Annotated in this window: 10 protein-coding genes; 4 read left to right on the top strand and 6 right to left on the bottom strand. The window is 35.8% G+C overall.

Annotated elements, in window-relative coordinates; translation table 11 throughout:
• Positions 1-78 precede the first annotated feature (78 nt).
• On the bottom strand, positions 79-456 hold the full coding sequence (locus ACNC7R_RS11285) for a hypothetical protein (RefSeq protein WP_417941189.1): 378 nt from the start codon (positions 454-456) through the stop codon (positions 79-81).
• Positions 457-717: 261 nt separating this feature from the next.
• On the opposite strand from ACNC7R_RS11285, the gene ACNC7R_RS11280 reads away from it, so the two are divergent.
• Positions 718-2,640 (top strand): RICIN domain-containing protein, encoded by a 1,923-nt coding sequence (locus ACNC7R_RS11280; RefSeq protein ID WP_417941188.1) that lies wholly within the window; start codon positions 718-720, stop codon positions 2,638-2,640.
• Between the two features lie 139 nt (positions 2,641-2,779).
• Here the strand turns inward: ACNC7R_RS11280 and ACNC7R_RS11275 are convergent, their stop codons facing one another.
• From ACNC7R_RS11275 to ACNC7R_RS11255, 5 genes are all read right to left on the bottom strand, one after another.
• Positions 2,780-3,802 carry an LLM class flavin-dependent oxidoreductase gene (locus ACNC7R_RS11275; protein ID WP_417941187.1) on the bottom strand — a complete coding sequence of 341 codons (1,023 nt, stop codon included), beginning with the start codon at positions 3,800-3,802 and terminating at the stop codon, positions 2,780-2,782.
• A gap of 112 nt (positions 3,803-3,914) precedes the next feature.
• Positions 3,915-5,309, bottom strand: coding sequence for an aldehyde dehydrogenase family protein (locus tag ACNC7R_RS11270; RefSeq protein WP_417941186.1), 1,395 nt, complete (start codon positions 5,307-5,309; stop codon positions 3,915-3,917).
• Positions 5,310-5,609: 300 nt separating this feature from the next.
• Positions 5,610-7,703, bottom strand: a complete 2,094-nt coding sequence (locus ACNC7R_RS11265) for an alpha-glucuronidase (RefSeq protein ID WP_417941185.1) — start codon at positions 7,701-7,703, stop codon at positions 5,610-5,612.
• A 27-nt stretch (positions 7,704-7,730) separates the two neighbouring features.
• Positions 7,731-10,664, bottom strand: coding sequence for a glycosyl hydrolase 115 family protein (locus ACNC7R_RS11260; RefSeq protein ID WP_417941184.1), 2,934 nt, complete (start codon positions 10,662-10,664; stop codon positions 7,731-7,733).
• Between the two features lie 29 nt (positions 10,665-10,693).
• Positions 10,694-13,675 carry a glycosyl hydrolase 115 family protein gene (locus tag ACNC7R_RS11255; RefSeq protein ID WP_417941183.1) on the bottom strand — a complete coding sequence of 994 codons (2,982 nt, stop codon included), beginning with the start codon at positions 13,673-13,675 and terminating at the stop codon, positions 10,694-10,696.
• A gap of 561 nt (positions 13,676-14,236) precedes the next feature.
• Between ACNC7R_RS11255 and ACNC7R_RS11250 the strand changes: the two genes are divergently transcribed.
• The 3 genes from ACNC7R_RS11250 (at position 14,237) to ACNC7R_RS11240 (ending at position 19,061) form a co-directional block, all read left to right on the top strand.
• Positions 14,237-14,575 (top strand): hypothetical protein, encoded by a 339-nt coding sequence (locus ACNC7R_RS11250; RefSeq protein WP_417941182.1) that lies wholly within the window; start codon positions 14,237-14,239, stop codon positions 14,573-14,575.
• A 227-nt stretch (positions 14,576-14,802) separates the two neighbouring features.
• A complete protein-coding gene (locus tag ACNC7R_RS11245; protein WP_417941181.1) occupies positions 14,803-15,894 on the top strand; it encodes an efflux RND transporter periplasmic adaptor subunit in 1,092 nt (363 codons plus the stop codon).
• Between the two features lie 50 nt (positions 15,895-15,944).
• Positions 15,945-19,061 carry an efflux RND transporter permease subunit gene (locus ACNC7R_RS11240; protein WP_417941180.1) on the top strand — a complete coding sequence of 1,039 codons (3,117 nt, stop codon included), beginning with the start codon at positions 15,945-15,947 and terminating at the stop codon, positions 19,059-19,061.
• Positions 19,062-19,100 lie beyond the last annotated feature (39 nt).

Here is a 19,100-nt window from a genome sequence, read left to right as displayed (position 1 = left end):
GTATTAATTTAAAAAATAATAAATGAGCAACTTGAAACAGTACGTCTCAGCCACTTGAATAAAAATTTTAAAAAAAAATTATGCTACCGGAGGTCGGAATAAAGAAAGCAGGTTAGGATCTGAATGAAGATTAGATCTGTAAGTTGGTATTTTTAATTGTGGTAATTCTAAATTGAAAGGTGCTGGAAGTAAATCTTTATCATCTAAAATGAAAACAAAATGAAATGAACTGTTGCTAATTGTTTTAAATGGTAATTGCATATCGCGGTCTCCGTCATTGTCTTTTAAATCTTCTCCCCAATAATGCATGGACAGGAAATCCATAAAGCTTAAATCCATTAATTGTTTGTGCTCTTCAAAATGCTGAATTAATACAGGCAGTTTATAAAACTGTTGTATAAAACTGCTGTTTGAAGCAATAAGAAGAATAAATATGTAAACGATTGTTTTTCGCACGGTACAAATTTAACTTAATTTCTATAATTACTCACTACCATAAGTCTGAATAAGCATAGAAAAGCAGGAAAAAAAGGTAAGTACCTTTTTTTCAATTAGTTCGTTTTTTTAATTGCTTCTACACTGAGTTTTTAAAAATTTAAAATAAAGTATCAAAAAATAAGACAATCGGTTGTTTTTAAAACATATTTATTCCTAAATTAGCAGTAAAAACCTACTTAATAAGAAGGTTGTTTTTACTAACTATTAAAACCATAACTTATGAAAAAATTTCGAAAATTACTTTTTCTATTTTTACTGTTCATTCCTCTAATGGAATTATTTGCATGGCCGGGAATGCCATTACCTCCTCTGCATGTTGAAGGCAAAAATTTAAAGGATCCATGCGGAAAAAATGTTTTACTTCATGGTGTTGCTATAACGCCCAGTCCCTGGTTTAATGGTTGTTCTTATAACCAATGCCGATGGGACAATTATAATGTCCAGGGCTGTCTAACTTATAATAATGCTGTTATGGATGCACTCACAAACACAAATAACGGATGGAAATTAAATTATATAAGACTTCATATTGATCCCTACTGGACAAATACACCTGGCTGTTCTGCAGGCGAAAATAATATCTCATGTTTTAACTATAATAGACTGGTGACTTATGTAGACCAAGTTATAATCCCGCTGATTAATCATGCCAGAACCAGAGGTCTCTATGTGGTACTTCGTCCCCCGGGAGTATGTCCTAATCGAATTGCTTTTGGAGACAACTACCATAATTACTTAAGAACTGTATGGCAGTATTTATCAAACCATCCAAATTTAAAAAATGTAGATAATGTTATGTTTGAATTAGCCAATGAGCCCATAGAAATATTGGGAACAAATGGGAATTGGGGAGCCACTGGTGATGAGCATTTTACCGCTTTACATAATTTCTTTCAGGATATAGTAAATAAAATTAGAGCCAATGGTGCTAATAATGTTTGCTGGATACCAGGAACAGGATATCAGTCTCATTACCAAGGATATCCAAATCATTTGATAACGGGAGGTAATATAGGTTATGCTGTTCATGTTTATCCAGGGTATTGGGGGGCAAATGCAGAAAACGCAACCAGCTTTAATAATGCCTGGAATGCAAATGTACAACCGATTGCTAATGTAGCACCTATTATGATAACCGAAACAGATTGGTCGCCTTCTGGTGATGAAACATGGGGTACGGGAACAACAAGCGGTTTTGGTCTTAATTTGAAAGGCAGGATCGATGCTACAGGAAATTGTAGTTGGAATTTACTTGCTCCTGAAGGACTTATAACAAACGCAGATCCATACAATGTTACAACCGCTTTCAATAATAGTTGGGAATCTTGTGCTGCACCAGTTAAGCAATGGTTCTCTGAATATGCAAACAATAATATACCTTCACAAAGCTGTAATACACTAATAAATAATGCTGTTTATGAGATTGAATTTAAAACAAACTCAAATAAAGTTCTGGATCTTAAATATGGAACTAATGCAAATGGTACTGTAATTCGTCCTTGGGATAAATCAGGAGCAACAGCGCAACAATGGATTGCTATTGATGCCGGTAATGGCTATTGGCGTTTTAAATCAAACGCAAGTTCGACAGGGCGTGTAATAGATCTCGAGAGTGCAGACGCAACGAATGGAAAATCGATAAGACTTTGGGATAATTACAGTAATGATGCTCAAAAATGGCTGGTAACCGATGTTGGCAATGGCTATTATAGTATAAAATCCCCCGTTAATACATCAAAAGGCTGGGATGTATCCAATTGTACTATGGACGGTACAGTAAATCTCCAGCTTTGGGAATATTACGGTACTTCATGTCAATTATTTAAGTTCAATAAAGTAGGCACTACGGCAAAAAGTGCAATTGAGAAAAGTACCCCAGCAGATAATATAGAAATTGACACTCATGTTAAAATATATCCTAATCCAGCAACTGGAGGAGAATTTAACATCTATTTATCTTCGCAATCAGACGAAAATTATTCTTTAGCACTATACTCAGTTAGTGGCGAGCAATTATACGAAACAAAAAATCTAAAATCTAATACCAATCAACTCATTAGAACGAAACTTCACAAAGGTTTATACTTTGTGACGATATATCAAAATTCCGGTACAACTACTAAAAAAATATTAATTGAATAATTTATTTAAAAAGAAAGATAATTCTTGTAATTAATAGTGTAGTCATTTGAAATTTTAGATAATAAAATTTGTTTTAAGTATAAATTTAAGAGGCTGTCCGAAAAACTAAGGACAGCCTTTTTGTTTCTTTTTTTAAAATTTATCGCCAACCTAATTCTGGTGCAATGTACTCTAAAATTGATGACAAAATATGTACATTATACTCGACACCTAGAGTATTTGGAATAGTAAGAAGGATGGTATCAGCCTCCTGAATAGCTTCATCATGAGACAGTTCTGCTATTAATTTGTCCGGCTCCGCAGCATAACTTTTTCCGAAAATAGCTCTTTTATCACGCTCAATATAACCAAAACTATCAGCTCCTTTTCCTTGGGAACCAAAATAATACTTGTCCTGATCATTCATCAAGGCAAAAATCGAACGACTTACCGAAATTCTTGGTTCACGTTGATGTCCGGCTTTTTTCCAGGCATCTTTATACAATCGTATTTGTTCCGCTTGCTGAATATGAAAAGGTTTGCCATTTTCGTCGTACTTAAGCGTAGAACTTTGCAAATGCATGCCGTTTTCGGCAGCCCAAACAGCGGTTGCGTTAGATGCGGCACCCCACCAGATTCTTTCTCTCAATCCTTCTGAATGTGGTTCTATACGTAATAATCCCGGTGGATTTGGAAACATTGGATATGGATTTGGCTCTGCAAATCCTTTTCCTTTAAGCCCTTCTAAAAATTGCAGTGCTTTTTGGCGTCCCATGTCTGCATCTGTTTCATTTTCATTAGGTTCATAGCCAAAATAACGCCAACCGTCTATAACCTGCTCTGGTGATCCTCTGCTTATCCCCAATTGTAAACGCCCTCCCGCTATTAAATCGGCAGCACCCGCATCCTCCAGCATGTACAACGGATTTTCATACCTCATATCGATTACGCCTGTTCCTATTTCGATTTTATTCGTTTTGGCACCAATAGCAGAAAGTAAAGGAAAAGGTGAGGCTAACTGTTGCGCAAAATGATGTACCCGAAAATAAGCTCCGTCTATACCTAATTCTTCTGCTGCTACAGCTAAATCGATTGATTGTAGAAGTGTATCTCCTGCTGTACGAGATCCGTAGGATGGATTATTTGACCAATGTCCAAATGATAAAAATCCTATACTCTTCATAATGTCTTAATTTTTTTTATTCCAGATATAAGCATCAAAACTAGTAATTAATGTGATGCGAAATTTTGAGTATTTACTGGAAAATTTTGTTGCTCTTTTATATCTTTAATATTTAGAGTGATTTGCTTTTAAATACCATTAGCTTTTCTCTTGTCATGTCATTTATTGTATACGATATTCCTCCCATTCCAAGACCAGAAGCATCTCTTCCGCCAAAAGGCATCCAATCGACTCTAAAAGCGGTATTGTCGTTTATCATGACAGCTGTAGCATTTAGTTTTTTTGTTATGTCTAATGCAGCGTCAATATTTTTTGTAAAAACAGCGGCCTGAAAATGAACGTCTAATGCATTTGCTTTTCTTATGGCCTCTTCCCTACTTGTGAAAGGATATATACAGACCACAGGGCCGAAAATTTCGTATTTAGACACTTTAGAATCCTCTGACGGATTAAATAAAACTGTTGGTTGAAATGTTGTGTCAGAAATACGTTTTCCACCCGTTATTAATTTAGCTCCTTCTTCAATTGCTTCGTTAACCCATTCCTCGACACGATTAACTTCATTGGGTGTTATTAGCGAACCTACATCTGTATTTTCTTCAAACGGATTTCCAACAATTAATTTTTGCGTTGCCTCAGAAAACTGATCAACAAAATGGTTCACAATTTCCTGGTTTACATAAATCTTCTGAACTGAAACACAGACCTGACCTGCGTGATAAAAGCCTCCTTTTACTAAATCCGGAATCATGTCAGTAAAATCAGCATCACTTTCTACAATTACCGGAGCGGCTCCACCATGCTCTAATGCTGCACGCGTTCCCGGAGACAATTTGCTTTTTAAAGACCAGCCAACTTTTGCAGAACCAATAAAAGTCAGGAAATTGACTCTCGTGTCTGTAACTAATAATTCTGCAGTTTCATTGTCACATAAAATTACTTGCAGCCATCCATCTGGTAAACCGGCTTCTTTTAAAATACCGGCTAAAGCAAGACCAGACAAGGGTGTGCTGCTTGCGGGTTTAAATATGACCGGGCAACCTGCTGCAAAAGCAGTAACAATTTGATGTACAGCTAAATTTAATGGATGATTGAATGCGCTGACAGCTGCCACAACTCCAATAGGTTCTTTTGATGTAAAAGCAATTCTGTTAACAGAAGCTTCTGTAAGTGCCATCGGAATTTGTTCTCCTTTAATATGAGCTATATGTTCCGCTGCTAATTTCACCCCTTTTATAGCTCTCAGTATTTCTGCTTTTGAGTCTTTATAAGGTTTTCCTCCTTCACTGATCGCAATATGAATTAGTTCCTCACTTCTGTCCTTCATTATTGAAGCTGCTTTTTCTAATATTTCAATTCTTTTAAAAGCCGGAATCCAATTTTGCTGATCATTAAATAGATTATAAGCAGTGACCAATATTTTTTCGATGTTGGCTTTATCAATTAAAGGTAATTCCTTTATAAGACTTTGATCGTATGGGAATATTATTTTTATGGTATTTTTCATAACTGTTTTTTACTGTGTAAATCTAAAAACCGTGCTTTTGCTATCTAAAAATTATTACAACAGGGTTTGTTCTTTAAATTTAGTCAAATTGGGAATAAAAACAATCCTTTTTCTCATTTAAAATCCTCCTGTTTCAGTTCTGAATTATTATCCCAGGCTCAATTTGCGAATTCTGAAGTAAGTCCGCTTTTGAGCAAAATATATCAAAGAGTCCGTACGAAAAGTAAGAACAGCCTTTTTTTATTAGTTAAGTTTTGTTCATTAAAAAGTTCTGTATAATTTCTGTTGATTTTGTTTTGTCTAATTTAAAGTCTTTGTTAAATCAGTTTTTAACAAATAATCCAAATCATATACAGGACGTCCAATATCAAATGGGATAGGTCTTTTACTGAATTGTTGAAAATAAAGCAAGCAGCCATCTTTCCATATTTGGGCATCTCTACATTGACGACGTAGTTTACTTTGAACTTCATAAAATCGCTGTTCGTCAATATAAGGCTGTACTTTGTCCCATATTTTTTGAAATTGACGCACTTCATTTAAACCTTTATCATAAGTGTAGCATAACTCATCCCAAAGCATACGTCCATTTTTCATTTTATAATCCCAAGGCAAATGATGGAACCATAATAAATAGATTTCAGGACAACTTTCTACATTCTCAAACTGACTTTTCAATGGCTCATGATATTGATTTACTGCGCCTGAACCTTTTGTAGTTCGATCGAAACCAATACCAAAACTATCTGCTTTATGATAATAGGCAGCAGTCCAATCGGTGCGAATACCTTTAGGACCAAACCATGGGCCAGGACCATAATGAGTATTATTCAAACCTGCAAAAATATGGTGAAGTCCCAGTGGCATTGAATAACGTACAACTGCTTCATAACTATCCAGCATGAGTTTTTTTATTGGAACTAAAAAATTTGTTTGCCAATCTGTTGGATTAGTATTCATTTCTTCTGTAGGAGAAAAAGTTAACTTCAGCCATTCATCAGCCATTTTTTCACTTGTAATTTGATTATTCCATGCCATTCGACCAAATGCATACCAATTGGACTGTGCAAAATGATGACCACACCAATTAGCATCTAAACCAATATTGGCTACACCTGCAATTGCTGTATATTTTTGAGAAAAAATACTTCCATCAGTTGTACGGGCAACAGTACTTCCCACACCTTCCTGATGAGTATCACTTTTCAGGAACTCTTCCCACATTTTTGCCAAATAGACTAATTGTTCTGAATGCCCAAGATATTCCTGAGTTATTTGTAATTCGGGCATTACAGATGTTTTTTTCATTGCTCCAAAGAGCGGATTGAATGGTTCGCGTGGCTGAAAATCAACAGGTCCATTTTTTACCTGAATAATGACATTGTCACGAAACTGACCATCAAGAGGTATAAACTCATTATATGCCTGACCAGCACGATCCTTACTATTAACTGCATATACAAAAGCACGCCACATAATAATACCTCCGTAAGGTTTAACTGCATCGGCAAGCATATTAGCTCCATCGGAATGTGTACGTCCATAATCTTGAGGACCTGGTTCACCTTCACTATTGGCTTTAATTAAAAAACCTCCAAAATCGGGTATCATTTTATAAATTTCTTTTGTCTTATCTTTCCACCATTTTATCACTTCTGGGTTTAAGGGATCAGAAGTTTTTAAACCACCTATTAATGTTGGTGAAGAAAATTTAACTGAAAGATAGGTCTTCATGCCATAAGGGTGTAAAACTTCAGCGATTACCTTTACTTTTTCCAGACATTGACTTGTAAGCATTAACTTTGAAGAGTTAACATTATTTAATACCGTTCCATTAATTCCAATAGAAGCATTAGCACGTGCATATTCTTTCCAAAGTGCTTTATCCTTATCGGTTACTGCATAACCTTTTTCCATATCATGCCAAAATATGGAATTACCAGCATAACCGCGTTCAATAGATCCGTCCAGATTATCCCAATGGTTTAAAATTCTGCGTTCGTAAGATGGATTATTTATTCCAGTATCTATAGTTTGTCCTGTTTGCTGACGACGTAAAAGTTCATACGCACCATACAAAATACCTAATTCTGTATTGGCTTGAATCTCATTTTCAGACAGTTTGAAACCGTCACCTTTAATTCCTTTGTGCTTTTTTATTGTTAAAACAAGTTTAGCATTATTTTTTCCTTGCCAAGCTTGCTGCAATTCCTGTTTAGCTATAGCTATGGTCGAAGATTTATGAACACTAATAACATTTACCACTCCGGTACTTTTTGCCCTTAACCAAAGATGATGACCGTCTTCGGCATGAAGATGTAAAGTTGTGAATAGTAAGATTAAAAAGGCAACTGTTTTTTTCATTTCTAATTTAATGTTGAAAATTGAATTCATTTATATATCTCTTAAAAAAAAAATGAATTATTTCAAAAAGACACTCTCAGTAGGACCAAGGTGCGATTGCTTCACTCCTCCTGTATCTAAAACAATTTTTTGAACCACTACTCCCGGATCAATCATCCATACTTTTAATTTGTGAGCTCCCGGATTTGGAATTTTCAGTGTTGCTTTACATTGTCTGGCCTGTTTTACCACTGTTTTTGCCCAAGCTGGATTTGACCAGTGTACTTTAAACTTATCAGGAACATTGGTAATGTAAGTTGGTGCTTCATCATCAAATGACACGGCAATTTTGATATCCCTGTCAGGCATATAGTTTAATAAAGGTGAAGTTATCAATGTAATTTCTACACTATCTTTTGAAAATAAATACACAGGATATTCCATAAACGGTGCATCTTTTCCAGGAACAGCAGCTGCGGCATTTGCTGGAGCTGTGGCTCTCATTCCTGATAAAGTTAAACCATAATCTTCCACTTTAATCCATTTGCGAACTCCATTCTCTTTGTTTGTTGTAAAATGCTCTGCTTCAATAGAAATAAGTCCTCCACTCTCAATAAAACCTTTTATTTTATCTTTATTTTCAACAGGATTAAAAGCATTTACATGTATTACAACTTCATTTCCTGCACCCGTAATTTTTACAATACCATCAGAGCTACCTTTTGGTAATTGTTGCTCATTTAACTCAAACCAAACGCGTTTATCTGCAACGTTGATTGTTCCTTTTGCATCGCTTATCTTAAGCCATGGCACATCGGAAGTTATGGTATAATCAAAAGCTTTATTCCCTTTATTGAAAATTTCGACATAATGTTTTTGATTATTAAAAATATCAAATTGAGGTAATGAAATTTTTGAATTAGAATCTGACCCAATCAATTCATTACCTTCTGGAGCAATTCCCATTAAAGCCTCGTCAGGAATTTGAATTTCATCAAGTTTGACAGCGTTCAAACTATTTTTTCTTGGCGGCATCCAATCAGTGTAACCAAGATGCGTCTGATCCATAAAATGATTCCACTTCCCATCAGCATATATATGATTGTAATGCGACATCAAAGTAGTATCAGCCTCAAATAATTTTCTTGTTCGTAAAGCCATTTCATTCGTACTCGAACGTTTTTGGCTGGCATACAATTGATTTTTTGCAGCTGAAAAATACAACTCATTAACTATAGCACATGCTTTAACAGGAAATAATACAATCTGATAAAATGCATCACGCTTTTCTTGCGGTAACTTATCATAGATTGCTTCTGCTCGTTCTCTGATTGCATTATAATCAGCAACAACGGTTTCAAATTCGTTATAATGGATTAGACTATAAGTAGATGCATTTAAAGATTCTGGTTTGCAACGACCATTAAACTTTCCGTATTTTGAAAGAATATCGGCAATTTCTGCACCATATTCTTCTCCAAATTCTCTTGTAGCCCAAAGTTGTGTAAATTCATTTATATTAGAATTGTTCCAACGATTGGTATTCCAACCCAGACTCATAAAATACTCCATTGGTAATTCGTATCCTTTGAAATGACCTACGTTTACTACCCAAATTTTATCAGCTCCATACTCTTTGGCAAGTGACATTTGATCCCATATTTTCGGAAGAGGATTAGTATTTATCCATTCGTAACTTCTTGGATCACCATGATAATCAAAATGATAATAAACCCCTGCACCTCCACTGCGCTTACGTTCCGCTTCGTTTGGTAATCTTCGAATATTTCCCCAGTTGTCATCTGCCCAAAGCAATGTAATATTGTCCGGAACTCTTAAACCGTTATTATAATATTCCATTATTTCTTTATAAAGACACCAAGCTTGAGGCACTTCGCTGATATCTTTATCCATTTCCTCACTGATAATTGTTTGCTGGTTTCTGACAATTTTTTCTACCATCGCAATATTATCTTTCATTTCCCCTTTCATTTCAGAGTCATTAGCGCCACGAAGTCCCATAGTTACAATGCTTTCGTAGTCTTTATTTCTTCTTATTCCTTTTCTCCAAAAACTTTCAAGAGTATCAGGATGTTTTGAATAATCCCAATGTCCAAGAGTTCTAATATAACGACGATCCCATTCTTGCTGCGAACGTACCATTGGTTCCTGATGAGACGTTCCCATAACAATACCATATTCATTAGCAAGACGTGGATTTTCAGGATCATCCTCATTAAAAGCATTGCTCCACATTGCAGGCCATAAATAGTTAGCCTTTATTCGAAGTAATAATTCAAAAACGGTTGCGTAAAACTCACGACCATAATTCACCACATTTTTTCCCACAGGTGGATTTTGGCTAGGTTTAGCCATACCGTATTTTTCTTTGATCCAACCTGTAAGTGCAGGAGCTTCATCATTAATAAAAACCCCTCTATATTTTACACTTGGTCCTTCAATATTTCGAATTGGTTTTACATACAGCTTATCTTTATGATCTGCAGGAACATCTGCCCAAAAATGCCACGGAGAAACCCCTATTTGCTCCGACACATCATAAATCCCGTAAATAGTTCCTCTTTTATCACTACCTACTATGACAAATGCTTTGTCGACACCTTTAAAAGGTTTGTCAATTACCTGAATAAGAAAATTTTCCCACTTTCCCTGAATACTTTTTACATCCAGTTTTCCTTTTTTTACCAATTGATCGATAACAGGACTTTTTCCTAATGTCCCGACAATTACAATCTCTTTTTGACTTGGCAACTTATCATAAACTATAGATGGCTCTGCATTAGTTACCTTACCAATATCAGCTTTCAAATCTTTTAATGCCCTAATTACTCCCACATAATCGCTTGAATTAATACATAGTGGTGATGATTTTCCTGCTGCGGATAATGTAAAATTTTCCTTCGCTTTAATAGTTGACACATAACTTTTACCTCCAATCGCCCATAAAAAAGAAGGTATAATCAGTAACAAGAAAGAATGATATTTTTTCATTTTTTTTATAAAGGTTTGTTTTTTTAAATTTATTTTGAGTTGTGTAAAACTGGTGGTGCTCCAAAGTAACTTGGATACTTGTTATCAGGATTTACCACTATTTTTTCAACTACTATTTCGGGATCAATCATAATTATTTTCAAAGTATGAATTCCTGGTTCTTTTACCTCCACTTCAAAATCCAGCCAACGCATATTATCAAAAATCTCATTTTTACGGAATTGACCTGCACCAATCAGCGCAATATTTTTATTGATTACCGGATACGGTTTTAAAACGGACGATCTGGCTAAAACTTCAGGGGTATATTCTTTGAATTCATCGTAAAATCCTTTTCTAGCATCCAATAGCTGAGGCGTTTGATTATTCAATGCCACAGCAATTCTCAACCCTCGTTGAGGATGAACATCCTGAGTAGGTAAGATTCCTAAACAAACCGTTGTTTTACCCGTTTTGGACAGCAATACTTTGTACTCCAATGTTGCTCCATCCTCAGCTGTAGTACTTGGAGCTGTTACAGGAACTATTCCCATATTTGCTTTGCCTTTTCCTAAATCCGGAAGGACAATCCATTGTGCATTTTTTCCAGGCTTATTGTTATTAAATTGATAGGCTGGTATCGTAAATTCACCCGTAAAATTCCCAAAAAATGATTCTCTTAATTTTGGCATAGCTGCTTTTAGAGCTCTAACCGATACGGGAATAATTTCATTCCCTTTTTTAATTTCTACGATACCATTTGATGTTCCATCAGGCATTTTTTTCCAATCGACATCAACCATTATTCGAACTTCTTTCTCTATTTTTCCTTTAGTACTACTTAATTTAATCCAAGGCTGATTTGCCTTTGCTTCAAATTCAAAAGATCCTGTACCACGATTGAATATCTCTATATAATAAGATTGCTTTTTAAGCTTATCAAAGACCGGAAGCTGTGGCTTTTCAGCATTTCCTGGCCATGCCGCCTCTGAACCTTCGATAGCAATTCCCATTGTAGGTTCGGTAAGTGGTGTCACTTCTTTTAATTCAGGTAGTTTATTTTCTTTTGGCATTTGCCAACTGGTATAACCAATATGAATGTCTGACATCATATTTTTCCACTTCCCGTTTGACATCTCACCATTATAATAATCGCTCAATTTTTTATCCAGTGCAAAAAGATTCCTTGCTCGCTGTGCATAATCGTTAGCACTCACCCTTCCTTGTGCAGCATAAAGTTGATTTTTGCCCACTGAAAGATACATTTCTGCAACACCAGCCGAAGCTTTAGTTGGATAAAGTACAAGTTGATAATAAGCGTCTTTTAGTTCCGGGGCAATTTTAGTTTCCAATGCTTCCGCTTTTGCTGTAACGTCTTTCCAAAGTTGGAGCATTCGATCGGCTTCATTATGATTTACATAACTAAAAATTTGCGGTGTTTGCACTTCGGCTTTTCTTAACAAATTGTATTTGGAATATTTAGAAACAATATCTGCGATTTCTTCGGCATGTTCCTTTCCAAAAATGCTTTTAGCCCAGTTAACCGTATAATCGAATGTTTTGTTTGCAGGATAAGCATCCGGATTCCAGGCAAAATGCATAATGAAGTCAATAGGAAGTTCTTTCGGTTTCAAATCGCCCACATTAACAATCCAGATACGGTCAAGACCGCTTTGATAAGCCAGATTAAATTGTTCCTGAAGCTTAGGAATAGTTGTCGTATTAACCCATCTGTCGTTATTAGGTCCACCATTCATATCTATGTGATAATATAAACCGCTTCCGCCTTTTCTGTTTTTTTCTTTTGGCGGAGCAATACGTCTTATGTAGCCCCAATTGTTATCACAAAACAATAGCGTAATATCATCAGGAACATTAAACCCTGCATCATAATAGCGCTGTACTTCGGTAAAAATAGCCCATAGTTGCGGATGATTAGCAGGATCGTCATTATAGACTTTTTGAATGATGTCTCGTTGACTTTTTATTACATTCTCTAAGGTTTTAATATTATCAAGATCATTTCCTTTTCCCATAGCCACATCACCATCACCACGCATACTCATCGTAATCAGGTTTTCATAATTCTTATTTCGATTAAGACCTTCAAACCAAAATTTTTCAAGATTTTTACTATTGCTAACAAAGTCCCAAGGTCCTATTTCCTGCTTACGTTTCGAATATTCTTTTTGGGAACGCATCATTGGCTCGTGATGCGAAGTTCCCATTACAATACCGTATTCGTCAGCTAAAGCCGGACTCATTGGATCATCTTCATTAAAAGCACTACTCCACATAGCCGGCCACAGATAATTGGCTTTCAAACGCAAAAGCAATTCAAACATATTGACATACATTTTGGAATTGATTCCTCCAAATTTAGCGGTAGCCCAACCGCCGAAAGAAGGCCATTCATCATTAATGAAAATTCCACGGTACTTCACTTTTGGAGATTGCTGAACATATCGCCCAGATTTGACATATAATTGGTTACTTTTTTTAGCGGGAACATCAGCCCAAAAATACCAAGGAGAAACCCCAATTTTTTCAGAAATATCATAGATTCCATAAATGGTTCCACGTTTGTCACTTCCGGCTACGATCAAATTACCATCGACCGTTTGAATAACAAAAGATTCCCACTGCCCTTTTATACCTGAAACGTCAATTTTTTTATCGGCGATTAATTGGTCAATTAATTTGCTTTTTCCAATGGTTCCAATTAAAATTACTCCTTTTGAAGGATAACTTAATTTTTCAAAAATCTCCGGTTTAACTCCTGAAACTTTTCGCACATCATCAGCTAAATCATTAGCGGCACGAATAATCCCTTTCCAATCAGAACCATCGATATAGATGGATGCTGATTTTCCATTAGCAACAATAGAAAATGCATTTTTTGAGGTTTTATGTTCAATATATTGTGGAGGTGTCTTGTAATCAGTTTTATCAGTTGCATTGACGGGGTTTGATGCAAGCATAAAATTTCCTATAACAAGAAAAATAATCTTTAATTTATTTATGATATTCATGACAATTGATAAGGTTTTAATTTTAATGTCTATTATGAAATAGAGTCTTTTAGAAACTAATACAGACAACAAAATAATATCTTTTTAATACTGAAATCATTTGAAAAGTGATGCAAATAAAAGGTTATAGTCGTTAATTCGCTTTTATAAATATCTGTCATTTGAGCAGTAAAACTCATATTCGTTTGTTAGCTTATTAACAAATATAAATAAAATTACACAAAAAACAACCGGTTGCTTTTATTTGAATTAAGTAATGCAATTTTATAGTAAAAATACTCCAGGATTCGTTTTATCTAAGTTGGGAAAATTTGATAGTTATTATTATGGTTTAGATGATTTAAACTCAATACACAAAAAACTAAGGTTTCATTTCATAAAAATAGTTGCAATAATATAGACAATCCTTTTCTAACTTATTTTTTCGTCATCTTTTTTAGAAAACATTAAGAAGTGATTATTTCACAAATTAGTATATTTGGCTATCCATTTTAAGATTTCCAAACAAAAAAACAATTTTAGTTTTCGAATTAAACAATGAAAAATATAAAGTTCACTTATATGGTTTGCTTATTTCTGCTCCTCTTTATTGGGTGTACAGAATCGGCTACTATATATCAAGCTGAACAAAATAGTAATGATAACCTTTGTGAGCGTACTATTGCTGATATTCCACAGCTTTTATCTTCCGATTTACTCAATAAAGAAATTCATATTCATTATGCGGTAAAGAAGAAAATTAAATTTCGCGCCACTACCTCAGAATACACCACTTTAAGGCCTCCATATTACAGCAATCTGATAAAATTCAGAAATTATAAGAAAAGCCTAATTTATGGCATTGCATCTATTTATCAAATCCAGCGCCATACTTATCTCCATCTCTATCAATTATTCTAGTTCATAGAATAAGGTTTACATTTTTATAAATACAATTTAATTGACCTCTCTTTTTGTGTCTGTAGCAGGATCTAAAGAGCAAATTTTTTTGTTTATAAAACTGTACTATACAATCCGAAACGGCTCAAGCTATATTCGGAGCATTTCCATTTTTTCTAAAACCAATTATAACTACCCTGTAGCAATCTATAGGGTAGAAAATCTATTTATATCGTAAAAAAATAATCATGAACACCAAAAACAATTCATTTTTCATCCTAATATTATCGCTTTTTGTTCTGGTCTCGTGCGGAGATAAAGCCAAAAAAAACTCAGACAAAATAAAAACACTTCCGGTCTATAAAATCACCTTAAAAGACACAATAGTTTCGAGCAAATTTGTTGCCGATGTACAGGCAAAAAATAATGTAGAAATTCATGCCCGTATTCCGGGTTTACTGGACAAAGTGTACGTAAGTGAAGGTCAAAAAGTAAAAAAAGGACAAATTCTTTTTAAAATTAGCGATCTGGAACTTCAGATTCAGCTTTTGAAGGCTGAAGCTGTTTATAAAAGCACAAAAGCCGATTTAAGAATCGCAACCGTTGAACTGGAGCAGGCTCAGACCCTTTTCAATAAAAAAGTAATTGCTGATAAAGAACTGGAATTATCTAAGGCAAAATATGAAGCAGCTTCTGCGAAAGTGGCACATGCTGCAGCAGAAAAAAAAGCGATTACACAGCAGATCAGTTTTACTACAATCTGCGCCCCTTTTAACGGAACGATTGATCGTATTCCGCTTAAAGAAGGAAGTTTAGTTGAAAACGGTTCTTTATTAACCACGGTTTCTCAATTAGATGATGTTTACGCTTACTTCTCCATCCCGGAAAATACTTATTTCCAAATGATGGAAGACAAAACCTTAAATACACACGGTGATATCAAACTGGTATTGCCAAATGGAATGGTTTACGGTCAAAAAGGAGAATTAAGAACGGCCGATGGAGAAATAGACAGACAGACTGGTTCTATTCAATACAAAGCAAAATTTCACAATCCGCAGGGATTTATCAAACACGGAACTTCCGGAAAACTGATCATATCAGAACCCAAAACCAATGCAATTTTAATTCCGCAGAAAGCAGTTTTTTCTATTCAGGACAAACAATACGTTTTCCGCGTGAACAAAGATGGAGTAGTTAAAATGACAAATGTTACAATTGAAACCACTCTTGATGATGTGTACATCTTAAACGATGGATTAAAAAGTGACGACCTGATTGTACAGGAAGGTACGCAATCATTAAGAGACGGCGATAAAATCAACATAAAACAAATGTAGGTTATCGATCTGTAAAACAGTTATTTAATTATTTATCTAAAAATTTTAAAATGATAGAGTTATTTATCAGAAGGAAAATATTGTCATTAATTATCTCTGTTATGATAGTCCTTCTGGGATTGCTGGCGTTGTTTCAGCTTCCCATTACCCAATTCCCGGATATTGTACCACCATCTGTAACCGTTACAGCAAAATACACAGGAGCAAACGCAGAAGTTTCCGCCAATGCTGTCGCCCTTCCGCTCGAAAGAGCCATAAATGGAGTTCCCGGAATGACGTATATGTCAACCGTAACTTCGAATGATGGTTTGACTTTAATTCAGGTTTTCTTTGAAGTAGGAACCGATCCCGATCTGGCTGCCGTAAATGTGCAGAATCGTGTAACTACAATACTTGACGAACTTCCCGAAGAAGTAATTCGTGCCGGAGTTACAACCGAAAAAGAGGTAAACAGTATGTTGATGTACCTGAATATTACAAGCACAGACAAATCTCAGGATGAGCAGTTTATCTTCAACTTTACTGATATAAATATCCTTCAGGAATTAAAACGTATTGATGGTGTCGGTCGTGCTGAAATTATGGGACAAAAAGAATATTCGATGCGTGTCTGGTTAGATCCGGAAAAGATGCTTTCGTATAATATTTCAGCAAATGAAGTGATTAATTCGCTTCAAAAGCAAAATATTTCAGCCGCTCCAGGTAAAGTGGGTGAAGGTTCAGGACAAATGGACAATCAGCTTCAATATGTAATTAAATATGATGGAAAATTCTTCGAACCAGGCCAATATGAAGAAATCCCCTTAAGAGCCAATCCAGACGGAACCATTTTACGGTTGAAAGACATTTCGAAAATCGAATTTGGTGCTATGAGCTACGGAATGGTTTCTAAAACTGACGGAAAACCTTCTGCATCCATCATGCTAAAACAGCGTCCGGGCTCAAACGCTTCTGAAGTAATTGCCAGCGTGAAAGAAAAAATGGCTGAATTAAAAGGTTCCTCTTTTCCACCGGGAATGGAGTTTAATATTGCCTATGATGTTTCCCGATTTCTGGATGCTTCTATTGACGAAGTATTAAGAACATTGATTGAAGCCTTTATTTTAGTGGCTTTTGTCGTTTTTCTTTTCCTTCAGGACTGGAGATCAACTTTAATTCCGGTATTAGCCGTTCCTGTGGCACTTATTGGTGCATTTACTTTTATGTCGATGATGGGATTCTCCATTAACTTATTGACGCTTTTTGCTTTAGTTCTTTCTATCGGAATTGTGGTTGATAACGCAATTGTCGTCGTCGAGGCTGTTCACGTAAAAATATCAGAAGAACACATGGCACCAATGGAAGCGACAATCAGTGCTATGAAAGAAATTACAGGTGCTGTAATTGCGATTACCATTGTAATGGCTGCGGTATTTATTCCGGTTGCCTTTCTGAGCGGTCCGGTTGGGGTTTTCTACAGGCAGTTCTCGTTAACAATGGCCATTAGTATTGTGATTTCAGGTATTAACGCAGTTACTCTTACTCCTGCCCTTTGTGCAATTTTACTGAAAGCTCACAACCCAAATAAAGTTAAAAAATCATTATTAGACAGATTCTTCAAAAGATTCAATAATTGGTTTGATAACATTACTTCAAAATACATCAAAGTACTAGTAAAATTTGCTGATCGTAATACCGTTACTGTTGGTTTATTAGTGCTGTTTTGTATTTTGACCTGGGGAACAACTAAATTTTTGGCATCAGGATTTATACCAACAGAAGATCAGGGAATGGTTTACGTGAGTGTTACAACACCGCAAGGAGCAACAGTAGAACGTACCGAAAAAGCTTTGGATGAAGTAACCAGAATCGCAAAACAAATTAAAGGTGTTGATAACGTTACAACGCTTGCCGGATACAGTATTGTAACTGAAATAGCCGGGGCGTCGTACGGTATGGGAATGATTAACCTGAAAAACTGGAGTGAACGTGATATTTCGGTAACCGAATTTATGGCAGAACTTACTGAAAAAACCAAAAATATTACCGATGCACAAATTGAGATTTTTGCACCGCCAACCGTTCCTGGTTTTGGTAACACGAGTGGTTTTGAGCTGCGTTTGCTGGATAAATCCGGGGGGAGTATTACCAATACAGATAAAGTCACCAAAGAATTCATCGCAGCATTAAATGCTTCACCAGAAATTCAGAATTCCTTCTCAAGTTTTGATGCGACTTTCCCGCAATATTTAATTCATATTGATTATGATTTGGCCGCTAAAAAAGGAATTTCGGTTGACAATGCCATGAGCACTTTACAGACCATGCTGGGTTCTTTTTATGCCACCAATTTTATCCGTTTTTCTCAAATGTATAAAGTAATGGTTCAGGCAAGTCCACAGTTTCGTCAAAATCCGGAAAGTATTTTGGATATGTATTTGAAGAATGATGCTGGCGAAATGGTTCCGTTTTCTACTTTCATCAAATTAGAAAGGGTTTACGGTCCAGAGGTTTTAACGCGTTACAACATGTACATGTCGGCGATGATTAACGGTGAACCTGCTGAAGGTTACAGTTCTGGGGACGCCATTGCTGCTGTCGAAAGAATTGCTGCAGAAAAATTGCCTAGCCGTTTTGAAGTAGAATGGTCAGGGATGACACGTGAAGAGATTCTTTCAGGTAACCAGACAATTTACATTTTTGCGCTTTGTATTCTTTTCGTTTACTTATTATTAGCGGCTCAGTACGAAAGTTTATTGCTTCCGTTTCCAGTATTATTGAGTTTGCCTGTGGGAGTTTTCGGTTCTTACATTGCGCTTTTAATGGTGGGATTAGACAATAACATTTATGCCCAAGTAGCACTCGTGATGCTTATTGGTCTGCTCGCCAAAAACGCCATTCTGATTGTAGAATTCGCGATGGCACAAAATAAACTCGGGCGTGATATTGTCGAAGCTGCGATCGAAGGCGCCAGACTTCGTTTCCGTCCTATTTTGATGACTTCGTTTGCTTTTATTTCAGGATTGATTCCGCTGTGTATCGCTTCTGGTGCGGGTGCAATTGGTAACCGTTCGATTGGTACGGCAGCTGCGGGCGGAATGTTAATCGGAACTGTATTTGGTCTTTTAATTATTCCAGGACTTTATATACTGTTTGCAAAATTGGAAAAACGAATGAGTAAATCTTAACGCTTATTTTTTAAACACATAGCATCATAGGATTTGGAA

Source organism: Flavobacterium adiutor, assembly GCF_048282555.1.
Classification (GTDB): Bacteria; Bacteroidota; Bacteroidia; order Flavobacteriales; family Flavobacteriaceae; genus Flavobacterium.
This window is presented reverse-complemented; position numbering and strand designations above follow the sequence as displayed.